Annotated in this window: 24 protein-coding genes and 1 pseudogene; 10 read left to right on the forward strand and 15 right to left on the reverse strand. The window is 74.5% G+C overall.

The window, feature by feature from the left end; genetic code table 11:
• Positions 1 to 80 precede the first annotated feature (80 nt).
• Entirely contained in the window at positions 81 to 551 is a 471-nt protein-coding gene (locus NLX85_RS04365) for a YcxB family protein (RefSeq protein ID WP_254331745.1), read from the reverse strand.
• 52 nt (positions 552 to 603) lie between these two features.
• Positions 604 to 1,146, reverse strand: coding sequence for a GNAT family N-acetyltransferase (locus NLX85_RS04370; protein ID WP_254331746.1), 543 nt, complete (start codon positions 1,144 to 1,146; stop codon positions 604 to 606).
• Positions 1,147 to 1,196: 50 nt separating this feature from the next.
• On the opposite strand from NLX85_RS04370, the gene NLX85_RS04375 reads away from it, so the two are divergent.
• Both NLX85_RS04375 and NLX85_RS04380 read left to right on the forward strand, forming a co-directional pair.
• Positions 1,197 to 2,039, forward strand: coding sequence for a YhjD/YihY/BrkB family envelope integrity protein (locus tag NLX85_RS04375; protein ID WP_254333629.1), 843 nt, complete (start codon positions 1,197 to 1,199; stop codon positions 2,037 to 2,039).
• A gap of 82 nt (positions 2,040 to 2,121) precedes the next feature.
• Complete coding sequence (locus NLX85_RS04380; protein WP_254331747.1) at positions 2,122 to 3,723, forward strand: NAD(P)/FAD-dependent oxidoreductase; 1,602 nt, start codon at positions 2,122 to 2,124, stop codon at positions 3,721 to 3,723.
• On the opposite strand, the gene NLX85_RS04385 is transcribed toward NLX85_RS04380, so the two are convergent.
• The 3 genes from NLX85_RS04385 to NLX85_RS04395 form a co-directional block, all read right to left on the reverse strand.
• The gene (locus NLX85_RS04385; protein ID WP_254333631.1) at positions 3,704 to 4,357 is read right to left on the reverse strand and encodes a TMEM175 family protein; all 654 of its coding nucleotides are present in this window, start codon (positions 4,355 to 4,357) and stop codon (positions 3,704 to 3,706) included. The genes NLX85_RS04380 and NLX85_RS04385 overlap by 20 nt on opposite strands.
• Positions 4,358 to 4,464: 107 nt before the next feature.
• On the reverse strand, positions 4,465 to 6,045 hold the full coding sequence (locus NLX85_RS04390; RefSeq protein WP_254331748.1) for a Rieske 2Fe-2S domain-containing protein: 1,581 nt from the start codon (positions 6,043 to 6,045) through the stop codon (positions 4,465 to 4,467).
• A gap of 127 nt (positions 6,046 to 6,172) precedes the next feature.
• Complete coding sequence (locus NLX85_RS04395; RefSeq protein WP_254331749.1) at positions 6,173 to 7,030, reverse strand: hypothetical protein; 858 nt, start codon at positions 7,028 to 7,030, stop codon at positions 6,173 to 6,175.
• Positions 7,031 to 7,119: 89 nt separating this feature from the next.
• Between NLX85_RS04395 and NLX85_RS04400 the strand changes: the two genes are divergently transcribed.
• Positions 7,120 to 7,344, forward strand: a complete 225-nt coding sequence (locus NLX85_RS04400) for a DUF2631 domain-containing protein (protein WP_107074543.1) — start codon at positions 7,120 to 7,122, stop codon at positions 7,342 to 7,344.
• A 75-nt stretch (positions 7,345 to 7,419) separates the two neighbouring features.
• On the opposite strand, the gene NLX85_RS04405 is transcribed toward NLX85_RS04400, so the two are convergent.
• From NLX85_RS04405 to NLX85_RS04440, 8 genes are all read right to left on the reverse strand, one after another.
• Complete coding sequence (locus NLX85_RS04405; protein WP_254331750.1) at positions 7,420 to 8,544, reverse strand: DivIVA domain-containing protein; 1,125 nt, start codon at positions 8,542 to 8,544, stop codon at positions 7,420 to 7,422.
• A 21-nt stretch (positions 8,545 to 8,565) separates the two neighbouring features.
• On the reverse strand, positions 8,566 to 9,711 hold the full coding sequence (gene rlmN / locus NLX85_RS04410) for a 23S rRNA (adenine(2503)-C(2))-methyltransferase RlmN (RefSeq protein ID WP_254331751.1): 1,146 nt from the start codon (positions 9,709 to 9,711) through the stop codon (positions 8,566 to 8,568).
• 104 nt (positions 9,712 to 9,815) lie between these two features.
• The gene (locus NLX85_RS04415; protein ID WP_254331752.1) at positions 9,816 to 11,213 is read right to left on the reverse strand and encodes a phosphatidate cytidylyltransferase; all 1,398 of its coding nucleotides are present in this window, start codon (positions 11,211 to 11,213) and stop codon (positions 9,816 to 9,818) included.
• 257 nt (positions 11,214 to 11,470) lie between these two features.
• Positions 11,471 to 12,028, reverse strand: a complete 558-nt coding sequence (gene frr / locus NLX85_RS04420) for a ribosome recycling factor (protein ID WP_091268662.1) — start codon at positions 12,026 to 12,028, stop codon at positions 11,471 to 11,473.
• Positions 12,029 to 12,114: 86 nt separating this feature from the next.
• The gene (gene pyrH / locus NLX85_RS04425) at positions 12,115 to 12,882 is read right to left on the reverse strand and encodes a UMP kinase (protein WP_130332947.1); all 768 of its coding nucleotides are present in this window, start codon (positions 12,880 to 12,882) and stop codon (positions 12,115 to 12,117) included.
• Positions 12,883 to 13,046: 164 nt separating this feature from the next.
• Positions 13,047 to 13,874, reverse strand: coding sequence for a translation elongation factor Ts (gene tsf / locus NLX85_RS04430; RefSeq protein ID WP_254331753.1), 828 nt, complete (start codon positions 13,872 to 13,874; stop codon positions 13,047 to 13,049).
• Positions 13,875 to 14,008: 134 nt separating this feature from the next.
• On the reverse strand, positions 14,009 to 14,896 hold the full coding sequence (gene rpsB, locus NLX85_RS04435; protein ID WP_254331754.1) for a 30S ribosomal protein S2: 888 nt from the start codon (positions 14,894 to 14,896) through the stop codon (positions 14,009 to 14,011).
• Positions 14,897 to 15,359: 463 nt separating this feature from the next.
• Positions 15,360 to 16,418 (reverse strand): hypothetical protein, encoded by a 1,059-nt coding sequence (locus NLX85_RS04440; protein ID WP_374628054.1) that lies wholly within the window; start codon positions 16,416 to 16,418, stop codon positions 15,360 to 15,362.
• Positions 16,419 to 16,640: 222 nt separating this feature from the next.
• Here NLX85_RS04440 and NLX85_RS04445 point away from each other — a divergent pair, with 222 nt between their 5' ends.
• From NLX85_RS04445 to NLX85_RS04455, 3 genes are read left to right on the forward strand one after another with little or no spacing between them, the layout of a single operon-like run.
• Entirely contained in the window at positions 16,641 to 17,000 is a 360-nt protein-coding gene (locus NLX85_RS04445) for a YraN family protein (RefSeq protein ID WP_254331756.1), read from the forward strand.
• A 2-nt stretch (positions 17,001 to 17,002) separates the two neighbouring features.
• Complete coding sequence (locus NLX85_RS04450) at positions 17,003 to 18,523, forward strand: YifB family Mg chelatase-like AAA ATPase (protein WP_254331757.1); 1,521 nt, start codon at positions 17,003 to 17,005, stop codon at positions 18,521 to 18,523.
• Complete coding sequence (locus tag NLX85_RS04455; protein ID WP_254331758.1) at positions 18,520 to 19,758, forward strand: DNA-processing protein DprA; 1,239 nt, start codon at positions 18,520 to 18,522, stop codon at positions 19,756 to 19,758. Before NLX85_RS04450 ends, NLX85_RS04455 begins: the two co-directional genes overlap by 4 nt.
• A gap of 44 nt (positions 19,759 to 19,802) precedes the next feature.
• On the opposite strand, the gene NLX85_RS04460 is transcribed toward NLX85_RS04455, so the two are convergent.
• On the reverse strand, positions 19,803 to 20,144 hold the full coding sequence (locus NLX85_RS04460) for a hypothetical protein (RefSeq protein WP_254331759.1): 342 nt from the start codon (positions 20,142 to 20,144) through the stop codon (positions 19,803 to 19,805).
• Between the two features lie 575 nt (positions 20,145 to 20,719).
• On the opposite strand from NLX85_RS04460, the gene NLX85_RS04465 reads away from it, so the two are divergent.
• The gene (locus NLX85_RS04465; RefSeq protein ID WP_254333634.1) at positions 20,720 to 21,721 is read left to right on the forward strand and encodes a tyrosine-type recombinase/integrase; all 1,002 of its coding nucleotides are present in this window, start codon (positions 20,720 to 20,722) and stop codon (positions 21,719 to 21,721) included.
• A gap of 64 nt (positions 21,722 to 21,785) precedes the next feature.
• Complete coding sequence (locus tag NLX85_RS04470) at positions 21,786 to 22,967, forward strand: aminotransferase class V-fold PLP-dependent enzyme (RefSeq protein WP_254331760.1); 1,182 nt, start codon at positions 21,786 to 21,788, stop codon at positions 22,965 to 22,967.
• Between the two features lie 8 nt (positions 22,968 to 22,975).
• Here NLX85_RS04470 and NLX85_RS04475 read toward each other — a convergent pair whose 3' ends face one another.
• Positions 22,976 to 23,656 carry a peptidoglycan DD-metalloendopeptidase family protein gene (locus NLX85_RS04475; protein ID WP_254331761.1) on the reverse strand — a complete coding sequence of 227 codons (681 nt, stop codon included), beginning with the start codon at positions 23,654 to 23,656 and terminating at the stop codon, positions 22,976 to 22,978.
• 133 nt (positions 23,657 to 23,789) lie between these two features.
• On the opposite strand from NLX85_RS04475, the gene NLX85_RS04480 reads away from it, so the two are divergent.
• Together NLX85_RS04480 and NLX85_RS04485 are read left to right on the forward strand one after the other, a co-directional pair.
• On the forward strand, positions 23,790 to 24,440 hold the full coding sequence (locus tag NLX85_RS04480) for a methyltransferase domain-containing protein (RefSeq protein ID WP_254331762.1): 651 nt from the start codon (positions 23,790 to 23,792) through the stop codon (positions 24,438 to 24,440).
• A 20-nt stretch (positions 24,441 to 24,460) separates the two neighbouring features.
• A pseudogene (locus tag NLX85_RS04485) lies at positions 24,461 to 25,123 on the forward strand (molybdopterin-dependent oxidoreductase); the annotation flags it as partial.
• Positions 25,124 to 25,218: the final 95 nt, after the last annotated feature.

Consider the following 25,218-nt stretch of genomic DNA (forward strand, 5'->3'; position numbering starts at 1 on the left):
GGTCGGGACAGCGGATCTTGGACACTTACCGTTCGCTGCGAACGATAAGTGTCCAAGATTCAGAGCGGGCGGGAAAACGATCACGCGAGCAGGTCGCGGGACCGGAGGAAGGTGAGCAGCTCCTGCTGCTTCTCGGCGGGAAGGGTGACAATCGGGACGAATATCGCCGTGCCCCCGTCGAGCTTCACGTACAGCTGGTCCCGGAACTGCTCGACCCGGGTCACCTCCGACCAGCGCGTCAGGCCGTATCCCCCCTCGTTCTCGGCCCGCAGGCCCTCCTCCGACAGAGTCCAGCACGTCAGCCCGCGGTTCCGGCGCCAGGCCTGTTCCACCACCCGGTGCAGCAGCAGGGCCGGGGAGAAGAAAAAGAAGAGAACGGCGCCGGCGGCGAGGAGCGTCGCGACCATCCGGGGAGCTGGGAGCAGGGCGACGACCGCCAGTACGCCCAGGGAGAGTCCCGTGCCGCGATAGGGCATGAAGGCGCGGCGCAGGTGCCGGCGGTAGGCGGCGGTGAGCCTGACCCGGTCCGGTGCGGCCTCGAACTCGATCATCACGACAGCGGACGATACGGTCCGCGCCCGCCGGATGATCTCCGCCGAACGGCTACGCCGGGCGGGCCAGGATGAAGGTTTCGAGTTCGGTGCCGCCGTACCAGTCGGTGCGGGTGCCGACGTGGGTCATGCCGAGGCGGCGGGCCACCGCCATCGACGGCTCGTTGCCGGCCATCACCACCGCGTGGACCTGCCGGGTGCCGGTCGCGAACTCGCGCTCCAGCACGGCCCGGGCCGACTCGGTGGCGTAGCCGTGCCCCTGGGCGTCGGGGTGCAGGTGCCAGCCGACCTCGATGTCGTCGGTGGGCGTGACCCCGTCCCGGCCGGGCAGCGGCTTGAGCAGGACGCTGCCGACCGCCCGGCCCGCCTCGCGGGGCTCGATCGCCCAGAGGCCCCAGCGGCCGGCGTACGGCGCGTAGCGCTCGCGCCACGAGTGCACCCGCTCGCGCGCCTCGGCCGGGTCGGTCATCCGCCCCGCACCGCCGCCCAGCCAGCGCATCACCTCGTCGCGGGAGTAGATGTCGTAGATCCGGGCCAGGTCGTCCGGCGACTCCGTCCAGTCCCGGACCACAAGCCGCTCCGTCGAGGCGATCACACGTCGGATCGTAATGCGTGCCGACCGGCCGTACGGGGAACCGGATGGCGATGGGTGAGCGGTGGCAGACGGCGAAACGGATCACCAGGGCGGCGTTCCGGCCGGTACGCGGGCGGGACCTCTCGCTGCACGCCGCCGCGATCACCTTCTACGGTGCGATCGCCGTGGTGCCGGTGGCGCTGCTGGCCATCTGGCTGACCGGGCTGGTGGCCGGGGACGGCCGGGTGCGCCGGCTCACCTCGTACGCGATCAACACGCTCCCCACCGACATCGGCGCCAACCGGGCGGTGGCCGCGCTCGTGGAGGCCGGGTTGGGGCTGACCCCGCTGCTGGCGCTGGCCTCGCTGCTGCCGGCGTCGCTCTACGGCGAGGGGCTGCGCCGGGCGTTCGTCTCGGTCGCCATCCCGCGCGGCCAGGCCGGGACCCTGGTCGGCTGGCGGGGCCGGCTGCTGCTGCTCCCGCTGCTCGCCCCGGCCCCTGCGCTGCTGCTGTCGGTCCTGCTGGCGCTGCCGCTCACCACCCACCTGGTCCGGCAGGGCGGCTGGCTGGGCGCGCTCGGTGTGGTGCTCTCCTTCCTGGCCACCTGGCTCGTGCTGACCCCGGTGCTGATGTGGGTGTTCCGGGTGGTCGGGCCGACCGCCCCGGACTGGCTCGCCACGCTCGTCCTGGGCTCGTTCACCGCGGCGAACCTCTCCGGTTTCCTGCACGGCTTCGTGCTGTTCTGCTCGCTGCCGCTGGACCTCGGGGCGCCGTTCGGCGGGTTCGACGAGATCGGCGGCGGGGTCGCGGTGCTGCTCTGGCTCTACCTGTTCCACGTGATCGTGCTGGCCGGCTACTCGGCCACCCTGGTGCTCTCCCGCTGGCGGGCCGGCCGCGCCGCCGCCGGCTCCTGACCGGCCGGAGCCGATCTTCCGGCTGCCCGGCTCCGGCCGACCCCTCCCCGGACCAGGCCCCGCGCCACTAGGCTGCCCGGGCATGAGTGAAGCGAGTGAGCTGCCGCCCCGCGCCGACGTCGTCGTGGTCGGCTCCGGGCACAACGGCCTGGTGTCGGCGATCCTGCTGGCCCGCGCCGGCCTCGACGTGCTGGTGCTGGAGGCGGCCGAGGTGATCGGCGGGGCGACCCGCACGGAGAACCCGTTCCCGAAGGTGCCGGGGCTGCGGCACTCCACCGGGTCGTACCTGCTCGGGCTGATGCCGCCGGAACTCCTCGCCACCCTCGACGTGGCGATCCCGGTGCTGCGCCGCGACCCGCACTACTTCCTGCCCACCCCGGGCGGGCTCGGCTCGCCGTACCTGCTCTTCGGCAGCGACACCGCGGCGACCCGGCGGCAGCTCACCGAGATGTTCTCGGCGGCGGACGTGGCCGCCGACGACGCGCTCCAGGCCGAGCTGGCCCAGTTGCGGGAGGACCTGGCGCCGGCCTGGCTGGCCGAGCCGCTGCCGGTGGCGGAGACCGCCGAACGGTACGTCCGGCCCGCCCTCCGGCAGGTCTTCGTCGACCTGGTGCAGGGCTCGGTCGCCGACTACCTGGCCCGCTTCGACTTCCGCTCCGAGCTGCTGGTCAGCATGTACGCGGTCACCGACGGCCTCTCCGGGCTGAACGCCGGCCCGGACGACCCGGGCACCGGGCACAACTTCCTGGTCCACAACATGTGCCGTCTGCCCGGCTCGGAGGGCACCTGGATGATCGCCCAGGGCGGGATGGGCACGGTCTCCCGGACCTTCGCCGACGCGGCCCGCGCGGCCGGCGCCCGCATCCTCACCGGCACGCCGGTCACCGCGGTCACCCTCGACGGCGGCGCGGCCGCCGGGGTGGTGCTGGCCGACGGGCGTGAGGTTGCCGCCTCCGTGGTGCTCGGGGCCTGCGACCCGTACCGGCTGATGGACCTGTTGCCCGGCGGCGCGCTCCCGGCGGAGCTGGGCGCGCGGATGGCGGCGGTCCGCCGGCCCGGCACCACGCTCAAGCTCAACCTGGCGCTCACCGGCCTGCCCCGCTTCTCCTGCCTGCCGGAGAACACGGCGAGCCCGTTCGGCTCCACCATCCACCTGCTCCCCGGCTCGGCCTCGCTGGTGGGCGCCGGCGGTGAGCCGCCGATGGCCGCGCTGCGCGCCATGTGGGCGGACGTGCAGGCCGGGCGGCTGCCCGAGGAGCCGACGATCGAGTGGTACCTGCACACCACCGTCGACCCGTCGCTCTCCGACGGCGCCGGGCACCACTCGTCGGCGCTCTTCGTCCAGTCGGTCCCCTACGAGCTGGCCGGCACCACCTGGGACGCGGCGCTGCCCGGCTACGTCGACCGCCTCATCGACATCTGCGAGCGGTACGCCCCGGGCACCCGCGACCTGATCGCCGACGCGGTGCCGCTGCCCCCGCCGGGCATCGAGGCGCATTTCGGCATCACGGGCGGGCACATCCACCACGTCGACAACACCGTCTCGTTCACCGACCGGATGCCCTACGCCACCGGGATCGACGGCGTCTACGCGGGCAGCGCCGGCTGCCACCCGGCCGGCAGCGTGATCGGCGCGGCCGGGCACAACGCCGCCCGGCGGATCCTCAGCGACCTCGGTCGCTGACCTCGCCGCCGGCCCCGGCGGAGCGGGGCAGGTCGCCGGGGCGGCGGACGAGGGAGAGACCGACGAGCAGCAGCAGGTAGAGGAGCAGGCTGAGGATCGGGTCGACGAAGACGAAGGCGAAGGCCACCGTGTAGAGCAGCGGGCGCACCACCAGCCGCCGCGAGACCGCCCGGGCCAGCGCCGGGTCCAGGTCGGGGTGGAGCAGCCGGCGCCGGCGGGCCCACCACCAGCTCAGGTTGAAGAAGAGCGACTCGCCCAGCACCGTGCCGAGGTACAGGGCGGCGGTCAGCCGCTGCTCGGCCTCGCTGCCGCGCAGGTTGTCCGACAGCAGGTCGGCGGTGAACGGGATCGCCGCCACGAAGAGCAGCACGAGCAGGTTGAACATGACCAGCGCCTGGTCGACGCGGACCACGTACCGCCACATGTTGTGGTGGCCGAGCCAGATCTGGCCGGCGATCCCGAAGGTGATCACGTACGCCAGGTAGGTCGGCCAGGCCTGGACGAGGGCGTCGGGGAGCTGCCGCCCGGGATCCCGGGCCGGCCCGTTCTGGAGCAGTTCGACGGCCATCACCGTCAGCACGACCGCGAAGACGCCGTCGCTGAACGTCTCCACCCGGGAGGCGTCCCGGGCCATCTCCCGGTCGCGCCCGAACCGGTAGCCGCCCCTGCCCGCGCCGTCCGCCACGCCGCCCCCTTCCCGACCTGATGGTCACCCGGCGGGGGCGGCGGGCGGAGGAAAACTCAGCTGATGGCCTCGCCGGCGGGGGCGGGGGTCTCCGCGTCGGCGCGGTGCGCGCGGATCTTGTGCCCGACACTGGTGAGGCAGCGGCCGCTGGACAGGTCGAACTTCCACCCGTGCAGCTGGCAGGTGAGCTGGTCGCCGTCCACGATCCCGAAGCGGCTCAGGTCCGCCTTCAGGTGCGGGCAGCGGCGCTGCACCACCCAGCCGTCGAGGGTGATGTCCTCGGCGTCGACGGCCCGCTCGTGCTCGTCGTACCAACCCTCGGCGTACTGGAGGCGCTCCTCCGAGAGGCACTTGAAGAACGCGTAGACGAACTCGTTGTACTGGCCGATCCGGGCCGCCGAGAACCGGCAGGAGAGGAAGAGCGAGTTGACCCAGTCCACCTCGCCGATGTGCAGCAGGTGCTCGATGAGCGCCCGCTCGGTGCGGAACCGGTAGCGGACCTTCTCGTCCGCGTACGGCCGGACCTCCTTGCCCGGGAAGTCCACCACGATCGACTCGACCGACTCCCCGTCGTAGCCGACGAGGTCGAAGCGGACCGGACCGCCGACGCCCTTGGCCAGGTAGATCGACTCGTCCAGCAGCGGCTCGATCCGGCGCTTCATCTCGCCCAGCACGTCGACCTCGGGGTGCCGCCAGGACGCCTTCTCCGCCTCGATGATCGGGCGCTTGCGCTCCCGCATCTCCTCCAGGTGGGCCCGCTTGTTCGCGAAGAACTCCTCCACCGGCACCGGGTGGGTGGTGGTCGCGCCCTCGGTGGTGACCTCGGCGACGCTGCCCGGCAGCAGCACGATGCCGTTGGTGCCGCCGACCTTGGCGTACTCCGACAGGAACACCGACTGGTCGGGGAAGATGTTCCCCTCGTCGCCGAAGATGTCGTTGAACTGGTACAGCTCGTCGTCGAGGAAGCAGGGCGGGCCGGCGATCGGGAAGACGTGGTCGGCCTTCAGGTCGTCGATGTAGCGCCAGGTGCGGTCGAACTGCCGCTCTCGCTTCTGCTTGCCGAACGCGGTCTTCGCCGCCTGCGGCAGCTCGTAGACCATCGGATACCAGATCGCGCCGGAGAACTGGAGCAGGTGGGCGTGCACGTGGCCCAGCTCGGCGAAGACCGTGAGGTCGGTGGGGCGGGCGTCGTTCTGGTTGAGCAGCCGGACCCCGTCGTACTCGACCCACAGCGACGAGTCGCCGATCGGGCCGTCGGTCGGGCTGGTCAGCGCCTGGATCATGATCTTCAGGCCGCCGGGCAGCTCCACGACCTGCTCGTTCGGGGCCTTGAGGAACTTGGTGAAGCCCAGCTCCCGCAGCTCGTCCTCCATCTCCGAGGTGGGGAACTCGGGAAGCAGGACTGTGGCGTCCTTGGAGATGTGGTCCCGCAGGTGCTTGGCGTCGAAGTGGTCCCGGTGCAGGTGCGACACGTACAGGTAGTCGCACTGGCCGAGGGTCGCCCAGTCGAGCTGGGAGTTGTCCGGGAAGGGGAACCAGGAGGCGAAGTAGGCGGGATTGACCCACGGGTCGCACAGGATGCTGCCCGCGGGCGTGTCGATCCGCATGCTGGCATGGCCCGTACCGGTCACTCGCACCGCAGTCCCCCTCAAAAAGACAATCAGGCGTACGTCAAGACGCTACCGGAGGCAGTGTGGTCACCGTCCCGCGACGCCGGTAGTGGCCTTCCGCCCCGACGGGGCGGGTCCAACGGCCCGGGCGGCGTCAGCTCTCGACAGCTCCGGTCCAGCTCCGCCGCCGCGGGGCCGATGCGGACCAGGCATCCATCAGCCCGGCGACGCGGTCCGCGGGCGCCGCGAGGTGCACCCGCTGCCCGCCGGCGACGTGGTGGTCGCGGTCCTGGCGGACGGTCCCCTCGCTGCAGCAGGCGCACAGGGCCCGGACACCGCTGGCCGGCTCCGCCGCGTACCCGTGCTCATCGAAGAGCGCGGCCAGCGCGCGGACGTCCTCCGGCGTCTCGGCGACCACCTCGACGGTGGTGGTCGGCAGCTCCGAGGCCCGGAACAGCAGCAGCCCGTCGAAGACCGGGTAGGTCCGGCCGTCCACCGTCCGCTCGCCGTTGGGCGCGCCGTCGTGCACCACGACCTCGCCGAACCGCCGGCCGGAACCCGGCGTCGGCACGTTCAGCACGCGGGCGCGGGTGGGACAGAGCCGCCGGGCCCAGACCACCTCGCCACCGCTCAGGCGGATCGGCGTGGTGCCGAAGTCCGCCTCGATCTCACCCTCGCCGTCCGGGACGTCCAGCCCGTACCCCGACCAGGCATGCCGCGCCGTCGCCCAGTCCTCCACGATCGTCGCGGCGATGCCCAGGTTCCAGAACGCCGGGTCCTCGCTGCCGGGCATCGACCGGGCGGCCGCCTCCCGCCCCAGGTCGTACGCCTTCGCCCAGTTCCGCAGGAACTTGTGCGCCAGCGCGGCGTTGTACCACCACGACTCGGCCGCGGGGATGTCCGGATACCGTCGCGCCAGGCGCTCCCACAGGTCCCCGGCGACCGGCCAGTCCTCGGCCTCCCATGCCTGCTGGGCCCGCTTGTACAGCTCGCGGTCGTCCTCGCGGGTCACGTGTCCCCCATCAGGTCGGACCCCGCACCGGGGCCGCCACGGGGCGTGCCAGACTAACCGGAGATCCGATCGCGAGGGAAGGACCGACAGTGGCAGGAAGCGAGCCGGTAACCGCGCCAGATCAGCACAAGCCCGGACACCGCAGGTCCGGACGGATCGGGGCGGTGCTGTCGGCGGCGGTGTTGGTGCTCATGGCGCTCTGTGGCAACCACGAGGGCAACGTGGAGAACATCTGGCTGTTCGGGCTCGCGGCGCTGCTGCTGGCCATCGTCATCGGCGACGCCGTGCTGCGCCGCAACGGCCTGCGGTCCTGACCGGCCCGCACTCGGCCGGTACGCGCGAGGGCCCGCCCCCGGTCGGGGGCGGGCCCTTCGGCGTCGTTGGCGGGCTCAGCGGCCGAGCAGGATGTCCTGCACGTCCTTGAGCGCGGCGTCGACCTCGGCCTCGAAGTAGCCGCCCTGCACCAGCCCGAAGCGCAGGGTGTCCAGGTCCTTCGGGTTCACCGGCATCGGGTTGCGGCCCTGCATCCCGCCGAGCAGGGTCTCGAAGAACCGGTCGACCTGGTCGGGGTCGTACCCGCTGCCGAACCGGCGGACCTGGAAGCTGCGGCGGATCTGGTCCACCCGGTAGAGGTCGCTGCCGGGCGGGCCGGCCATGGGCGGGCCCACCATCGGCGGACCGGCCATCGGCGGGCCGGGCATCCCGGGGCCACCGCCGTAGCCCTGGTCCGGGGCGCCGTAGCCCTGGTCCGGGCCGCCGTAGCCCTGGTCCGGAGCACCGTAGCCCTGGTCCGGGCCGTAGCCCTGCTGGGGCAGCGGCGGCGGGCCGGCCGGGCCACGGCCGCGCGGGTCACGCTGGTCCCGCTCGGGCATCCGGATCTCGGCGGTCATGTCGGTGCGGCCGTGCCGGCCGGCCTCGAAGCCGTCGAAGCGCGGCTCGTCCTGGCCGTAAGCGCCGGGGCCGGGGGGCAGGCCGCGGGAGGGCGGGCCGCCGTGCCCCATCGGGGCGCCCGGACCCATCGGGCCGGGGCCGCCCGGGCCGCGGGGGGCGTCGTAGCCGCCGCGCGGGCCGTCGTACCCGCCGGCGAAGGCGCCGGTCGGCTCGTCGTAGCGGTTGCCGTAGCGGTCGGCGGGCGGGCCGGCCTGCGCGGGCATGGGCCGCGGCGGCATCGGGGGCTGCGGCACCGGCGAGAGACCACGGTCGTCGCGCATCGGCGGGCCGAGCCGGTCGGCCATCCGGGGGTCGCCACCCCGCCCGCCGGGGGCGCCGGAGCGCTCCTCCAGCTCGGCGAGCTGCCGCTCCACCCGGTCGAGGTGCAGGTCGACCTGCCACTCGTCGTAGCCGTTGAAGCGGACCCGGAAGACGACGTCGTGGACCTCCTGGGAGGCCACGGGCGCGCCCACCGGCTGGCCGGCGAGTGTCGCCTCCACCCGGTCCAGGAAGGCGTCCACCTCGTCGACCTTGTATCCCCGGCGGAGCGCCTTACGCCGGAAACGCTGCCCCTGACTCGCCACTATGTCTCCTGGTCTCTACCGCTACGCCGTTGCGGCGCGTGGGTCGCTGTCCCTGTCCTCGGCGGCGGCGAGCTGCCCACACGCCCCGTCGATCTCGCGACCCCGGGTGTCCCGCACCGTGGTGGACACCCCGGCGTCGCGCAACCGCCGGACGAACTCCCGCTCGACCGGCTTCGGGCTGGCGTCCCAGCGGCTGCCCGGAGTCGGGTTGAGCGGGATCAGGTTCACGTGGGCCAGCTTGCCGGCCAGCAGCCGCCCGAGCAGATCGGCTCTCCACGGCTGGTCGTTCACGTCCTTGATCATCGCGTACTCGATGGACACGCGACGCCCCGTCGTGTCCGCGTAGTCCCACGCCGCGTCCAGCACCTCGGACACCTTCCAGCGCTGGTTGACCGGCACGAGTTCGTCGCGCAGCTCATCATCGGGGGCGTGCAGCGACAACGCAAGGGTCACTGAGAGGTCTTCGCTGGCCAGTCGGCGGATGGCCGGGACCAGGCCGACCGTGGAAACGGTGATGTGCCGCTGGGACAGGCCGAGCCCCTCCGGAGCCGGGGCGACCAGCCGGCGGATCGCCGCCACCACCCGCGAGTAGTTGGCCAGCGGCTCGCCCATGCCCATGAACACCACGTGCGACAGACGCGGCGGGGAACCGGCCACCGCCCCCGAGGCGGCCACCCCGGCCAGGTAGACGGCCTGGTCGACGATCTCGGCGGTGGACAGGTTGCGGGTCAGCCCGGCCTGGCCGGTCGCGCAGAACGGGCAGGCCATGCCGCAGCCCGCCTGGCTGGAGATGCAGACCGTCACCCGGTCCGGGTAGCCCATCAGCACGCTCTCCACCAGCGAGCCGTCGTGCAGCCGCCACAGCGCCTTGCGGGTGGCGCCGTCGTCGCAGGCCATCTCGCGGACCGGGTTGAGCAGGGTGGGCAGCAGCGTGCCCGCCAGCCGCTCCCGGGTGGCCGCCGGCAGGTCGGTCATCTGTGCCGGGTCGCGGACCAGCCGGCCGAAGTAGTGGTTCGAGACCTGCTTGGCGCGGAACGCGGGCTCACCCAGCTCGGTGACGAGCGCCTGCCGGCCCGGCAGGTCCAGGTCGGCGAGGTGACGGGGTGGCATCGCGGGCCGGCGGCCGCGGGCGTCGGGGTCTACGGAGATCAGCGGGAGGCTCGTCATGGCGCGTCCAGTCTGACACGCCGAACGGGGGACGCACCTGTCCGCGGGTGCCGAATCGGCACCGGGCGGCCGGCCGGTGCGACGCCAGCCGCGTGATTCACGCCTCAACCCGCCATCGGCACGAAGACGGCCAGCAGCAGGTACGCGGTCGGCACCGCGAAGAGGATCGAGTCGAGCCGGTCCATCAGCCCACCGTGCCCGGGGAGCAGGTTGCTCATGTCCTTGACCCCGAGATCACGCTTGATCATGGACTCGGCGAGGTCGCCGAGCACCGCCGCGACGGAGATCGCCATCCCGAACAGCGCGCCCCACCAGGGCGCCACGTCGAGCAGCAGCCAGAGCAGCAGGGCGCTGCCCGCGGCGGCCGCGGTCACCGAGCCGGCGAAGCCCTCCCAGGACTTCTTCGGGCTGATCGTGGGGGCCATCGGGTGCTTGCCGAAGGCCACACCGGCCGCGTAGCCGCCGGTGTCCGAGAGCACCACGGCGACCAGGGTGACCAGCACCCGCAGGTGGCCGTCGTCGGGGGCGGCCGCCAGCATCGCCACGAAGCCGCCGAGGAAGGGCACGTAGACCGCGATCAGGGTGGCCGCGGTGAGGTCGCGCTGGTAGTTGCCGGGGCCGTCGCCCAGCCGCCAGATCATCGTGCCCAGCACGGTGACCAGCAGGCCGAGGCAGAGCGCGTCCGGGCCGGCGAACCAGGCCAGGCCGATGGTGATGACGCCACCGGCGACCAGCGGCACCAGCGGCGGGTGGGCGCCGCTGCGGCGTACCGCGCGGGCCATCTCCCAGGAGCCGATCGCCACCGCGGCGGCGATCACGGCGAGGAACGCCGGCAGGTAGAAGAAGAGCGGCACCACGATCGCCGCACCGAGGGCCAGCCCGACGCCGATCGCGGCCGGCAGGTTGCGCCCCGCCCGGGAGGTCTTCGGCTGGACGGTCGGGGGACGGTCCGCGCTGGCCCGTCGCCGGCCCCGCGACCGGCGGGCCGCCGGCTGCTCCGGGTCCGGTCCGGGCTCGTCCCGCACCGGTGGGAGCTGAGTGGTCGGTTCGTCCCGTACCGGAGCGATCTGGGCGGTCGGGTACTCGTCGTCCCGCGGGGTCGCGTCGTACCGTTCCCGCGGGTCGGCGCCCCGGCCCCGGTCGCGCGGGTCGTGGTCCCACGGGTCCCGGTCCGCGGTCCGGAAACCGCCCGGACCGGCGTCCCGGCGGCCCCGCCCGGCGTCCGCGTGGCCCGGACCGCGGGGGGCCGGCTCGTCGCCCCAGCCCCGCTCGGGGACCGGCGGTCCGTCGTACGGCCGGCGGCCGCGCGGCGCGTCGTAGCCGTCCACCGGGCGGGCGTACGGGTCTGCGGCGGGGCGGCCGGGCGGACGCGCGTACGCCTCCGGCCCGGCGTCCGGCCGGCGCCAGGGCCCGGGCTCCAGGTCGGTCTCCGGCCAGGGCAGCGGGGCCGGGCGGTCCCAGCCGCGCGGCTCGACGTTGCCGTAGGGGTCGGGGTGGGACATCACGCACCGGCAGGCGGTACGGGAGCCACCACATGACGCAAGACCAAGACCATCCCCTACAGCCGCGAGCAGTTCCGGTTGACCGGCCCGACGGCCGGCCGATCCCCGCCGTTCACCCGGTGGTGGGGCGGGAATCGTGCCGAGCCTACTGCACCCGGGAAGCTCGCACGGCGGACGCCGCCCGGCACGACGACGGCACCGGGCCGCCACCCGTGTCGGGCGACGGCGCACCGGTGCCGTGGCGGGTACGCGGGTGCTCAGACCTCGAGCAGCTCGTTCTCCTTGTGCTTGACCAGCTCGTCGACGGTGGCCACGAAGCGCTGGGTCAGGTCGTCCAGCTCCTTCTCCGCGCGCCGGCCCTCGTCCTCGCCGACCTCGCCGTCCTTGACGAGGCGGTCCAGCTCTTCCTTGCCCTTGCGGCGGATGTTGCGGACGGCGACCTTCGCCTCCTCGCCCTTGTGCCGGGCGACCTTGATCATCTCGCGGCGCCGCTCCTCGGTCATCTGCGGGAGCACGATGCGCAGCTGGTTGCCCTCGTTGTTCGGGTTGACCCCGAGGTCCGAGTCGCGGATCGCCTTCTCCATGGCGTTGATCTGCGAGTTGTCGTACGGCTTGATGATCACCATGCGCGGCTCCGGCACGGCGATGGACGCCATCTGCGGCAGCGGGGTCGGGCTGCCGTAGTAGTCGATGACGATCCGGGAGAACATCGCGGCGTTGGCGCGACCGGTGCGGATCCCGCCGAACTCCTCTTTGGCGTGCTCGATGGCACGCTCCATCTTCTCCTCTGCCTCGAGGAGGGTGTCGTCGATCACCGGTCTCCTCGCCTCCTTCTGTCGCTCGTCGTGGGCTGTGCTGGTGCTGGTGTGTCGGAGGACCGTTGCCGGCTCGGCGGGGCCGCTCAGGCGGTGATCAGCGTGCCGATCTTCTCACCGCCGACGGCACGGACGATCGTGTCGTCGCCCTGGGCGCCGAAGACCAGCATCGGCAGGCCGTTCTCCATGCAGAGGCTGAACGCCGCGGCGTCGGCCACCCGCAGGTTGCGGCGCAGCACCTCGGAGAAGGTGATCGAGTCGAGCTTGCTCGCCGTCGGGTCGACCCGGGGGTCGGCCGTGTAGACGGCGTCCACGCCGTTCTTGCTCATCAGCACCACGTCGGCGCGGATCTCCAGCGCCCGCTGCGCGGCCACCGTGTCGGTGGAGAAGTACGGCATCCCGGCGCCCGCGCCGAAGATCACCACGCGGCCCTTCTCCAGGTGCCGGATCGCCCGCAGCGGGATGTACGGCTCGGCGACCTGGGCCATGGTGATCGCGCTCTGCACCCGGGTCTCGATGCCCTCCTTCTCCAGGAAGTCCTGGAGGGCCAGGCAGTTCATCACGGTGCCCAGCATGCCCATGTAGTCGGCGCGGGCCCGGTCCATGCCGCGCTTCTGCAGCTCGGCGCCGCGGAAGAAGTTGCCGCCGCCGACCACCACGGAGACCTGCACGCCGCGGCGCACCACGGTGGCGATCTGCCGGGCGATGGCCTGCACGACGTCGGGGTCGACGCCGATGGCGCCGCCGCCGAAGACCTCACCGGAGAGCTTCAGCACCACCCGGCGGGCCCGACCGGGCGGCGGAGCGGTGGGATCATCCGCCGCCAGGCTCCGGTCACTCACAACCTGCGTCATCCGACCCGCCCCTTCCATCGCGCACCTCGTGGGTGCCGCGTACCGCGTACCTGCCGCTGCCGACCCTATGTGACGAGGAGGCCGCGGTGCCTGTCACGTACACCGGCGGCCTCCTCGTCGAAGATTCCCTGCGCCCGGGCGCGTCATGCGCCCGGTGCGGCGGCTCAGGCCTGGCCGACCTCGAACCGCACGAAGCGGGTCACCTCGATGCCGGCGTCGGCCAGCAGCTGCTTCACCGTCTTCTTGTTGTCGGCGACCGCCGCCTGCTCCAGCAGGACGAAGTCCTTGAAGAAGGCGTTGACCCGACCCTCGACGATCTTCGGCAGCGCCGCCTCGGGCTTGTTCTCCTCGCGGGCGGTCTGCTCGGCGATGCGCCGCTCCGACTCGACGGTCTCGGCCGGAACCTCGTCGCGGGTCAGGTACTTCGGACGCATGGCGGCGATCTGCATGGCCACGCCGCGGGCGTCCGCGTCGCCGGCCTCGTCAGCCTTGCCCGAGTACTGCACCAGCACGCCGACCGCCGGGGGCAGGTCCTGGCTCTTGCGGTGCAGGTAGACGGCGGTGGTGCCGTCGAGCTTGGCGAAGCGGTTGAGCACCAGCTTCTCGCCGATCTTGGCGGACTGCTCCTGGATCAGGTCGGCCACGCTCTTGCCGTCGATGGTGCTGGCGAGCAGCTCCTCGGCGTTGGTCGCGCCGCTGGCCACGCCGTGCTCGACCAGCTGCTGGGCCAGCGCGATGAAGGCGTCGTTCTTGGCGACGAAGTCGGTCTCGCAGTTGAGCTCGAGCAGCGCCTGGCCGGCGTGGGCGATGAGGCCGTTGGCGGCGGTACGCCCGGCCCGCTTGCCGACGTCCTTGGCACCCTTGACGCGCAGGATCTCGATGGCCTTGTCGAAGTCGCCCTCGGCCTCGGTCAGCGCCTTCTTGGAGTCCATCATGCCGGCGCCGGTGAGGTCGCGGAGCTTCTTGACGTCCGCGGCGGTGAAGTTGGACATGACTCTCTCTTCGGTGTTTGAGACTGCGTGGGATGGTCTGGCTGCCGGTTACCCGGATCCGGCCCGGTTCTGCCCGGCGTACCCGTCGCGCCCCACCGGCCGGGAAATCGGACGGTGGGGACGCGACGGCGAGATCACTCCGCGGCGGCGGTCGCCGGCTGCTCGGCGGTCGCGGGCTGCTCGGCGGCGGCCGCGGGCTGCTCGGCGGCGGCCGCGGGCTGCTCGTCGGCCTTCTTCGGCTCCTCGAGCAGCTCGCGCTCCCACTCGGCCAGCGGCTCGTCGGCACCGACCTGGCCCGGCTCCGGCTTCTCGTCGCCGCCACGGCCACGGCCGGAGCGGGCGATCAGACCGTCGGCCACGGCGGCGGCGACGACCTTGGTCAGCAGCTCGGCCGAGCGGATGGCGTCATCGTTGCCCGGGATCGGGAAGTCGACCTCGTCCGGGTCGCAGTTGGTGTCGAGCACGGCGATCACCGGGATGCCCAGCTTGCGGGCCTCGTCGACGGCGATGTGCTCCTTCTTGGTGTCGACGATCCAGACCGCGGCCGGGAGCTTCTGCATGTCCCGCAGACCACCGAGGGTCTTGGTGAGCTTGATCTTCTCGCGGGAGAGCTGGAGCGTCTCCTTCTTGGTGTAACCGGCGGCGGTGCCGCTCAGGTCACCCAGGGCCTCCAGCTCCTTCATCCGCTGCAGCCGCTTGTACACGGTCTGGAAGTTGGTCAGCATGCCGCCGAGCCAGCGGTGGTTGACGTACGGCTGGCCGACCCGGGTCGCCTGCTCGGCGATGGCCTCCTGGGCCTGCTTCTTGGTGCCGACGAAGAGGATGCTGCCGCCCCCGGCCACCGTGGTGCGCACGAACTCGTACGCCTTCTCGATGTAGTCGAGGGTCTGGCGCAGGTCGATGATGTAGATACCGTTGCGCTCGGTGAAGATGAAGCGCTTCATCTTCGGGTTCCAGCGCCGGGTCTGGTGCCCGAAGTGGACACCGCTTTCCAGCAGCTGACGCATGGTCACGACGGCCATGGTGGGTACTCCCTGTTCATCCCTGGTTGTCCCGTCCGGCCGGCGGCCGGACGCCTGGCGCCCGGTCGTCGGCCAGGGTGGGCCCGATCATGATCGGGACCAGGGAGGCCGCCGCCCCACGAGAGGTCCGTGGAGAGGGCGCGCGAGGTCGACCGCGCGAGGCGGTCGCCAGTCGACCAGTGTACGCCCCTTCCCCGCCCCCCGGTCCCGGGGTTCGGGAACCCCCATCTCGCCCCATTCCGGACGACCGACGCCGCCACGCCGAGACCGGACACCCGGCACCGGCGGGGCGGGCCGCGCACCCGTCGGTTGACCGGGTCAGCAGGCGGCGAGGGCGGGACGGCGCGGGCACCCGCCGGCTCCACTCGGTCAGCGGGCGGCGGGTGCAGCGCGGCGCGTCCTGCCGCCTGACCGGGTCAGCGGGCGGCGGATGCAGCGCGGCGCGTCCTGCCGCCTGACGGGGTCAGCGGGCGGCGAGGGCGGCGGCGAGGAAGAGCACCAGTCCGACGGTCAGGTAGGCGGTCGGCGGGCGGAGCCAGCCGCGGCTGCCGTCGGCCAGGGCCAGCCCTCCGGTGCGCAGCCCGTACAGACCGGTCCCGAAGATCGGCAGCCCGACCACCAGGAACGTGCCCACCACGACGTGCGAGGTGGAGACCGGGTCACCGGTCAGGCCGCGCAGCAGCACGCGCAGCGCGGGGATCTCCAGGACGAGCACCATCACCGCCAGCAGGACCGCGAGCGCGGGACGGCGGGTCCGGTAGACGCCGTCCCCGGGCGGCGGACCGTCGAGTCGGGGCGCGACCGACGGCATCGGCCCGGTCGGCATCTCCAGCGGGTGCGGGGTCGGCCCGGCCGCCGGCTCCGGCCCGGTGACACCCGGCCGCTCCCCGACGACCAGCGGGGTCGCCGCGCCGGGACCCGGCCGGTCCCCCACGCTGATCGGCATCGCGCCGGCGTGGGCCGGCTCGCCCGTACGGCCCGACTCGACGATCGGGTAGCCGCCCAACGGGCCGGGGCGCAGCGGGTCGGCGGCGCGGTCCGCGCCGAACGGGTCGCCCGCGCCGTGCGGCCCCGCGCCGAGCGGGCCCGTGGTGCTGTGCGACGCCGGGCCGAGCGGGGCGCCAGTGCTGTGCGTCGCCGGGCCGAGCGGGTCACCGGTGCCGTGCGGGGCCGGGCCGAGCGGGCCGGCGGTGTTGTGCGCCGGCGGGCCGAGCGGGTCGGCGGCCTCGCGGGCCGCGCGCCGGCCGCCGCGCTCCCCCGGCAGCTCGCCGGAGGTCTCCACCGGATCGTCCAGCCGGTGCGGGCGCCAGCTGCCCGTGTCGTCGCCCAGCGGGTCGGCGGTCCCGAAGCGGCCCGGTTCGCCGTACCGGTTCTCCCCCGTGCGCTGCTCCGGGGCGCGGAAGTCGTCGTCGCGGTAGCGCGGTTCGCCGGCGGCGCGCCAGTCCTGCTCGTACCCGCGGTCGCCCCAGTGCGACCCCTGCTCATCCTCGGGAAAGCTCCGTCGTCCGTCCACGACCGGCACGGTATGCGACCGGCACCACGCGCGCCATCCGGGCCGGCCGCCCTGTCGTCGCTGGTCACGGCTTGCGTCGACGGGTCACCACGAACACACGCTGGGTGATCGGCCGGCCAGGGCCTAGCACGGGGAGCGCATGATCGTCCGCCCGTCCACAGGGCGCCCCGTCGTCCACAGGGCGCCCGGCTCGGCGCCCCGCCGCCGCTCCGACGCCGCACGCTCTCCGGCATGACGAAGCGGAACCAGGCCGTCGGGGCGTACGGCGAGCGGTGCGCGGTCCGGCACCTGATCGAGGCAGGGCTGCGCCCGGTCGTCCGGAACTGGCGGTGCCCCGAGGGGGAGATCGACATCATCGCCTGGGACGGGCCGGTGCTCGCCATCTGCGAGGTGAAGACCCGGCGTACGGAGGAGTACGGCAGCCCGGCCGAGGCGGTGGTGCGGGCCAAGGCGCGCCGGCTGCGCGGACTGGCCGCCCGCTGGCTCGCCGAGACGGGTACGACCGCCGAGGAGGTCCGCTTCGACGTTCTCGCGGTCCGGCTCCCGGTCACCGGGCCGGCCCGGGTCGAGCACCTGAGGGGCGCGTTCTGATCATGAGCTACGCCAAGGTGCTCTGTGTGGGCCTGGTCGGCATGGCCGGGCACGTGGTGGAGGTCGAGGCCGACCTGGCCCCCGGGCTGCCCGGCGTGGTGATCTCCGGGCTGCCCGACACCGCGCTGCACGAGGCCCGGGACCGGGTCCGCGCCGCCATCGTCAACTCGGGCCAGCGCTGGCCGAACCGCCGGATCACCCTCAACCTCCTCCCGGCCACCCTGCCGAAGTACGGCTCCGCCTTCGACCTGGCCATCGCCGTGGCGGTGCTCGGCGGCTCGGGCGAGCTGCCGCTGGTGCCGCTGGAGGCCACGGTGGTCCTCGGCGAGTTGGGCCTCGACGGCACGGTCCGCCCGGTGCGCGGCGTGCTGCCGATGGTCGCCGCCGCGGCCCGGGCCGGTTTCCCCCAGGTCGTGGTGCCCGCCGGCAACGCCGCCGAGGCGGCGGTGATCCCCGGCGTCCGGGTCCGCGCCGCCGACACCCTGCACCGGCTCGTCGCCTTCGTGCGGGACGGCACGCCGCTGCTCGCCCCGCCGGACGACGCGCCCACCGCCGAGGCCGGAGGACCGGATCTCGCCGACGTGGCCGGGCAGCGGCTCGGCCGCCGGGCGCTGGAGGTGGCGGCGGCCGGCGGGCACCACCTGGCGCTGCTCGGCCCGCCGGGCGCCGGCAAGACCATGCTCGCCGAGCGGCTGCCGTCGGTCCTGCCGGAACTCGACGACGACGCCGCCCTGGAGGTCACCGCCCTGCACTCGATCGCCGGCCTGCTGCCGCCCGGTGGCCGGCTGCTCCGCCGACCCCCGTTCCAGGCGCCCCACCACACGGCCACGGTGCCGGCGCTGGTGGGCGGCGGGTCCGGGCTGGCCCGGCCCGGGGCGGTGTCGCTGGCCCACCGGGGCGTGCTGTTCCTCGACGAGGCGGCCGAGTTCAGCAAGGGGGCGCTGGAGGCGCTGCGCCAGCCACTGGAGAACGGCCGGGTCCGGGTCGCCCGGACGCAGGGCTCCACCGAATACCCGGCCCGTACGCAACTGGTGCTGGCCGCGAACCCGTGTCCCTGCGCGAAGCCGTCCGGCGACGCCGCCTGCGAGTGCACGCCGCTGGCCCGGCGGCGCTACCTGGGCCGGCTCTCCGGGCCGCTGCTCGACCGGGTCGACGTGCAGGTGCGGCTGCCCCCGGTACGCGCCGCGGAGCTGTTGCAGACCGGCACGCCCAGCGAGTCGTCCGCGACGGTGGCGGCCCGGGTCGCCGAGGCGCGCCGGGCCGCGGCCGACCGCTGGGCCTCGACCGGTCGCCGGCTGAACGCCGAGATCCCGGGCCCGTACCTGCGCCGGCCGCCCTGGTGCCTGCCCGGGCGGGACACCCGGGAACTGCGGAAGCGGCTCGACAGCGGTTCGCTGTCGGCGCGCGGCTTCGACCGCGTCATCCGGCTCGCCTGGACCATCGCCGACCTGGACGGGCGGGCCCGCCCCGACGGCGGGGACATCGCGGAGGCCATCCAGCTGAGGACGGGAGAGGGCGCATGACGGGCAGGGCGGAACGCCTGCTGGCACGGGTGGCGTTGACCTGGCTCGCCGAGCCGGGCACCTGGTCGGTCCACCGGCTGGTCGACCAGCTCGGCCCGGTCGCCGCGCTCGACCTGCTCCTGGCAGGCGGGGCACCCGAGCGGACACTGCGGTCGGCCGTGGCGGCCCGCTCCGCCGAAGGTGAGGCGCGGGCGGTCGCCGAGCAGGCGCTGGCCCGGACCGAGCGGCTCGGCGCGCGGGTGGTGACCCCCGACGACGAGGAATGGCCGGCCCGGGTGGCGGACCTGCGCGGGCTGCTGCTGTCGGGGGCCGCCCGCCGGGTCGACCTGGAGACCGCGCCACCGCTCTGCTTCTGGGTACGCGGGGCGTGGCCGCTGGGCGATGCCCTGGCGCGATCGGTCGCCGTGGTCGGGGCCCGGGCGGCCACCCCGTACGGCACGCACGTCGCCACCGAGCTGGGCTACGGGCTCGCCGAGCGGGACTGGACGGTGGTCTCGGGCGGGGCGTTCGGCATCGACTCCGCCGCACACCGGGGCGCGCTGACCGCCGGCGGGCTCACGGTCGCCGTGCTGGCCTGCGGGCTGGACCGCCCGTACCCGATGGGCAACGCCGCGCTGTTCGACCGGATCGCCGAAACGGGCCTGCTGGTGAGCGAGTGGATGCCCGGTGCCGAGCCGCTGCGGCCCCGCTTCCTCATCCGCAACCGGGTGATCGCGGCGGCGACCGTGGGCACCGTGCTGGTGGAGGCGGCGGCCCGCAGCGGCGCGACCCAGACCCTCAACCGGGCGATCGGCGTGGGCCGGCCGGCGATGGTGGTGCCCGGGCCGGTCACCTCCGCCATGTCCGTGGGCGCGCACGAGGTGCTCCGCGAGCACGACAGGGCGCGGCTGGTGACCGGGACCGCCCACGTGCTGGAGGAGGTCGGGCGGATCGGCTACGACCTGGCGCCGCCCGCCCGCGCGCCGGAGCGCCCGCGGGACCTGCTCGACGACGAGGCGGCCCAGGTGCTGGAGGCGCTGCCCCGGCGGAAGGCGCTCGGCCTGGAGCGCGTCGCGGCGCGCGCCGGGGTGGACCTCCGCACGGCGATGCGCAAGCTCTCCATGTTGGAGGAACTGGCCATGGTGGTACGCCGCGACGACGGCTACGCCCTCGCGCCGCCGCCCGAGCGCGGAACCGGGGGTGGTCGGGCACCGACCGCCGCCGGTCCGGGCCCGTCGACGGCTCCACCGGGCTGAGACGGCTCGGCCGAGCGGACCTGCCGGCCCCCTCGGCTGTGCGCTCAGTCGCCCTCGAACCGGATCTCGGCGTCCCGGCTGTTCAGGCAGCGCCGGGCGAGGATGGCCAATCGTCGGATCTGGTCGACCTCCGCGGGCTCCCGCGCCACCTCGGCAAGGCAGGGCAGCTCGGCCAGCAGTTGCGGGACCGCCTCGGCGTCCACCACCAGCTCACCGAGCGGGTCGACCCGGTCCAGCAGCGGCGTACGACCACTGCCCCGCACCCGCTTCAGCAGGTCCAGCAGGACGTCGTGCGGGTCCGCCACGACCTCGGTCGAGACGTACGACGGCCGGCGCCGGGCGGGCCCGGCCCGCACCTGCCGGTAGAGGACGGCATCCACCCCCACGCTCGGTACCTCCTCCCACCGGCGTCGCCACCCCGGGGACGCCCGTTCCGATCGGTCTCGCGAATCACCCTTCCGCGCCGCCACCACGCCCGGTACGCCCCAGCGCCCGGTCGCCCGCCATGCGCGGGGTGTCGGCACCTGCCGGCAACGTCGGTGGATCGCCCGACGGCGAACCCGGGACGTTGCCACCGTCCTCTTCGTAGTAACAGTTTCCCCTGTCCAGGGCCGCGTCAGCCACCCCGAACGGCGTGCCGCGCCACCGTCGGGTCCCGAGGCGTCGCCCTTGGCCGCCAGTCCGGCCCCGGAAGCACCGCCCGGCGGGCCATCGGCACGAGCGGTGCCGTGGCGAGCGCTCAGTGAGCCGCTCGGGGTTCTGCCTGCCCGAAGGCACCCGTGGGCGTCAGGCCGGAGCGGCGGCCGGCAGCCACCTTCCCACGCCCTTAGGCTGAACCGGTGTCCCCCGCCCACCCCGCAGCGCGCCCCGGGCACCCTCCGCACCGACGCGGCAGCCGGAGCTCCCCGTGACTGACCAGCGGCGCGGCACGAGGGCGGCCCACGAGGCGCTGCCGGCGCCGATGCGGGAGGCGGTGGACGACTTCGCCGACCACCTGGCCCGGGTGCGCAACCGGTCGGCGCACACCGTGCGGGCGTACGTGACGGACCTCGTCTCGCTGCTCGACCACGCGGTGCGGATGGGGTGCGCGGACCTGTCGGAGCTGGACCTGACCGTGCTGCGGAGCTGGCTGGCGAAGCAGCGGACCATGGGCGCGGCCCGGACGTCCCTCGCCCGGCGGGCGGCCGCCGCCCGCACGTTCAGCGCCTGGGCGCACCGCGCCGGGCTGCTCGCCGGCGACGTGGCCGCTCCGCTGGCCAGCCCCAAGGCGCACCGGGAGCTGCCCACCGTCCTGCGGGCCGACCAGGCCGCCGCATTGATGGCCGCCCCGGACCGGACGGATCGGGACGGCCGCGACACAAGGCGCCCGGGTGACGACGTCGCGCCGGCCGACGGGAGGACCGTCGACACCGCGGGCCGGGGAGACGCACCGGCCGCGGGTGGGGACGACGAGCCCGAGGCCGTGCTGCTGCGGGACCGGCTGCTGCTCGAACTGCTCTACGCCACCGGCGTGCGGATCAGCGAGGCCTGCGGCCTGGACGTCACCGACGTCGACCAGGCCCGCCGGGTCGTACGCGTCCTCGGCAAGGGTGGGCGGGAGCGTGCCGTGCCCTACGGGGTGCCCGCACAGCGGGCGCTGGACGCGTGGCTCGCCCGCGGGCGGCCGGCGCTGGCGGCGCCCCGCTCGGGTGGCGCGCTGCTGCTCGGGGCCCGGGGCGGCCGGCTCAACCCCACCACCGCCCGCCGGATCGTCGCCGGATACGCCGAGGCCGCGGGCCTGCCCCGGGTGACCCCGCACGGCCTGCGGCACTCGGCGGCCACCCACCTGCTGGAGGGCGGCGCGGACCTGCGCGCCGTACAGGAACTGCTCGGGCACTCGTCGCTGGCCAGCACGCAGATCTACACGCACGTCTCCGTGGAGCGGCTGCGGGCGGCGTACCGGCAGGCGCACCCGCGGGCCTGACCATGGGGCCGCCGGACGGCTCAACAGCAGGGGTTGATGATCCACGGCGGGCTAGGATCAGCCGATGACGGTCCCGCAGCCGCCCGAGCCGATTCCCGGGGCTCGGCTGCTCTTCTCCCTCGACCCGTCGGTCAGCCACCTCAACCACGGATCGTTCGGCGCGGTCCCGATCGTCGTGCAGCGCGCCCAGCAGCGCCTGCGTGACGAGATGGAGGCCAACCCGCTGCGCTTCTTCACCCAGGGTCTGGTCGACCGGATCGCGCACACCCGGCGGCACCTGGCCACCTTCCTCGGCGCGGATCCGGACGGCACGGCCCTCGTCGGCAACGCCACCACGGGCGCCGCCGTCGTGCTCCAGTCGCTGGCGCTGGGTCCCGGCGACGAGGTGGTGACCACCGACCACGGGTACGGGGCGGTCGGCCTCTCGGTGGAACGGGAGTGCGCCCGGACCGGGGCGGTCTCCCGGACGCTGCCGGTGCCGCTGACCGCCACCGACGAGGAGGTCGTGGAGATCGTCCGGGCCGGGCTGCGTCCCGGGCGGACCAGGCTGCTGATCGTCGACCAGATCACCTCGCCGACGGCCCGGCTCTTCCCGACGGCGGCGATCGTCGGGGTGGCCCGGGAGCACGGGATACCGGTGCTGGTCGACGCCGCGCACGCCCCGGGCATGCTGCCGACCACCGTGGCCTCCGTGGGCGCCGACTTCTGGGTCGGCAACCTGCACAAGTGGGCGTACGCGCCGCGCGGCACCGCCGCGCTCGTGGTGGCCGAGCCGTGGCGGGAGCGGATCCAGCCGCTGGTCGTCTCCTGGGAGCAGGGCAGCGGCTACCCGACCCGGGTGGAGTGGCAGGCGACTCTCGACTACACCGGCTGGCTGGCCGCCCCGGTGGGCCTGTTCACCCTGCGCAGCCTCGGTGTGGACCGGGTGCGGGCGCACAACGCGGCGCTGGCCGCGTACGGGCAACGGGTGGTCGGGGACGCGCTCGGGGTGGCGCCGGCCGACCTGCCGAAGCCCGGCGGACCGGGGGTCGCCATGCGGCTGATCCCGCTGCCGCCCGGCGTCGCCACCACGATGGACGCGGCCCGGGAACTGCGGGCCCGGATCGCGGACCAGCTCTCGGTCGAGGTCTCGACCGCCGCCTGGAACGGTCGCGGCTACCTGCGCCTGTGCGGCCAGGTCTACAACACCCCCGACGAGTACGACCGGCTGGCCGTCCGGCTGCCCACGCTGCTCGCCCGCGGCTGAGCGGCGGGTCAGGCGGGCGCCGGGTCGAGCGGGGGGGGGGGCTGAGCGGCGGGTCCGGCGGGCGGCGGGTCGAGCGGGAGCAGCCGGACCGGGCCGAGTCCGAGCAGGGCGAGCGGATCCAGGTACTCGTCGCCGCGGCGCAGCCCCCAGTGCAGGCACGCCGGCGCGCCGCAGCCGGGGTGCCCGGCGATCAGCAGGCCGATCGGTGTGCCGGCGGCGACCCGGGCACCGGCGGCCGGCCCGGGACGGACCGGCTCGTAGGTGGTGCGCAGGCCGTCGGCGTGCCCGACGGTGACCACGGGCCGCCCGGCCACCGTGCCGGCGAAGAGGACCACCCCGGCGCCCGCCGACCGGACCTCGACGCCCGGGGTGGCGGCCAGGTCCACGCCCCGGTGCCCGGGCAGCCAGGGCTGCGGCGGCGGGTCGAACCGGCGCACGACGCGGGGCGTGCCGGCCAGCGGCCAGCGGAACCGCGCCGCCGGCGCGCCGGCGGACGGTGACCGGCCCGCCCGCAGACGGACGGGAACCGTTGCCCCGAGAACCGCGACGTCGGGCGACGACGCCGCGGAAGGCCGGGCCACGGACATCGCCCGGACGCCGGCCGGCACCGGACGGGCGACCGCCAGGGAGGGGGCGACGAGCAGCACCGTCACGAGGGCCGCCCCGGCCCGGTTCGACAGGATCCACACGCCCCGCACTCTGCCGGCCCCACCCCACCCCCGCGACCGCGCGACCGCTGCCACTGTGGACAGCCGCTCACCTGTGGACGCACCCCCGTCGACGGGGCGGATCTGCTACCGGCGCCCCGCCTATGCTGGCCGCGTGACGAAGGACTGGTACGCCTGGCACACCGACTACGACCAGCCGGACTCCGCCCTGTCCCGGCGGCTCGCCGAGGTGCGGGACCGCATCGCGGAGGCCCTCGACGGCGCGCCGCCCGGGCCGCTGCGGGCGATCAGCCTCTGCGCCGGCCAGGGGCGGGACCTGATCCCGGTGCTCGCCACCCACCCTCGCGGGCGCGACGTGACGGCGCGCCTGGTCGAGCTGGACCCGCGCAACGCCGAGGTGGCCCGGCGCGCCGCCGCCGAGGCCGGGCTGACCGGCGTGGAGGTGGTTGTCGGCGACGCGGCGCTGACCGACCGGTACGCCGACCTCGTGCCGGCGCACCTCGTGGTGGCCTGCGGGATCTTCGGCAACATCTCCGACGCCGACATCCGCGCCACCTTGCGGCACTGCGCCTCGCTCTGCGCCACCGGCGGCACGGTCTTCTGGACCCGGCACCGCCACGAACCGGACCTGGTGCCCGCGATCTGCGACTGGTTCGCCGAGGAGGGCTTCGCGCCGGTCGCGGTGGGCAGCCCGGCCGACGGGGTGGGCGTCGGCGTGCACCGCTTCACCGGCCCGCCCCGCCCGCTGGAGCCGGGCGCGACGATGTTCGAGTTCACCGGCCACGACCGCCTGACCCAATCCTGAGCCGGCCGAGGAGCAGCAACATGACCACTGTGGACGACGTCAGCGGGCCCTCCCGGGTCGCCGGGCCGGACGAGGCGATCAGTGCCGAGGAACTCCAGCTGGCCGCACGCAACCACGGCATCCCGCTGGAGGCGCTGCGCTACGACGTGACCCCGGCGGGGCTGCACTACCTGCTCATCCACTACGACATCCCGGACGTCGACCCGGCGGCCCACGCGCTGACCGTGGGCGGCGCCGTTGACCGGCCGCTCCGCCTCGACCTGGCGGCGCTGCGGGAGCGGCCCCGGGTCACCCACCGGGTCACCCTGGAGTGCGCGGGGAACGGCCGGGCGCTGCTGCACCCCCGCCCGGTCAGCTAGCCGTGGCTTGTGGAGGCGGTGGGCAACGCCGAGTGGACCGGCACCCCGCTGGCCCCGCTGCTGCGCGAGGCCGGGCTGGCCGCCGACGCGGTGGACGTGGTCTTCACCGGCGCCGACCACGGGGTGGAGCGCGGCGTCGAGCAGGACTACCAGCGGGCGCTGCCGGTGGCGGACGCGCTGCGCGAGGAGGTGCTGCTGGCGTACGAGATGAACGGCGCTCCCCTGCTGCCGCAGCACGGCGCGCCGCTGCGGCTGATCGTGCCCGGCTGGTACGGCATGGCGCACGTCAAGTGGCTGCGCGACATCCGCGTGCTGACCGAGCCGTTCGACGGCTACCAGAACGCGGTGGCGTACCGGCTTCGGCAGGACGCCGGCGACCCGGGCGTGCCGGTGACCCGGATCGAACCCCGCGCCCTGGT

It is taken from the genome of Micromonospora sp. A3M-1-15, assembly GCF_024213425.1.
Taxonomy (GTDB): domain Bacteria; phylum Actinomycetota; class Actinomycetes; order Mycobacteriales; family Micromonosporaceae; genus Micromonospora; species Micromonospora chersina.

Coding starts and splice junctions, on each gene's coding strand:
- NLX85_RS04365 (WP_254331745.1), bottom strand. CDS start 551: ATGATCGAGTTCGAGGCCGCACCGGACCGGGTCAGGCTCACCGCCGCC.
- NLX85_RS04375 (WP_254333629.1), top strand. CDS start 1,197: ATGGGTGAGCGGTGGCAGACGGCGAAACGGATCACCAGGGCGGCGTTC.
- NLX85_RS04380 (WP_254331747.1), top strand. CDS start 2,122: ATGAGTGAAGCGAGTGAGCTGCCGCCCCGCGCCGACGTCGTCGTGGTC.
- NLX85_RS04385 (WP_254333631.1), bottom strand. CDS start 4,357: ATGGCCCGGGACGCCTCCCGGGTGGAGACGTTCAGCGACGGCGTCTTC.
- rlmN (WP_254331751.1), bottom strand. CDS start 9,711: ATGACGAGCCTCCCGCTGATCTCCGTAGACCCCGACGCCCGCGGCCGC.
- NLX85_RS04415 (WP_254331752.1), bottom strand. CDS start 11,213: ATGTCCCACCCCGACCCCTACGGCAACGTCGAGCCGCGCGGCTGGGAC.
- pyrH (WP_130332947.1), bottom strand. CDS start 12,882: ATGACGCAGGTTGTGAGTGACCGGAGCCTGGCGGCGGATGATCCCACC.
- tsf (WP_254331753.1), bottom strand. CDS start 13,874: ATGTCCAACTTCACCGCCGCGGACGTCAAGAAGCTCCGCGACCTCACC.
- rpsB (WP_254331754.1), bottom strand. CDS start 14,896: ATGGCCGTCGTGACCATGCGTCAGCTGCTGGAAAGCGGTGTCCACTTC.
- NLX85_RS04445 (WP_254331756.1), top strand. CDS start 16,641: ATGACGAAGCGGAACCAGGCCGTCGGGGCGTACGGCGAGCGGTGCGCG.
- NLX85_RS04450 (WP_254331757.1), top strand. CDS start 17,003: ATGAGCTACGCCAAGGTGCTCTGTGTGGGCCTGGTCGGCATGGCCGGG.
- NLX85_RS04455 (WP_254331758.1), top strand. CDS start 18,520: ATGACGGGCAGGGCGGAACGCCTGCTGGCACGGGTGGCGTTGACCTGG.
- NLX85_RS04465 (WP_254333634.1), top strand. CDS start 20,720: ATGCGGGAGGCGGTGGACGACTTCGCCGACCACCTGGCCCGGGTGCGC.
- NLX85_RS04470 (WP_254331760.1), top strand. CDS start 21,786: ATGACGGTCCCGCAGCCGCCCGAGCCGATTCCCGGGGCTCGGCTGCTC.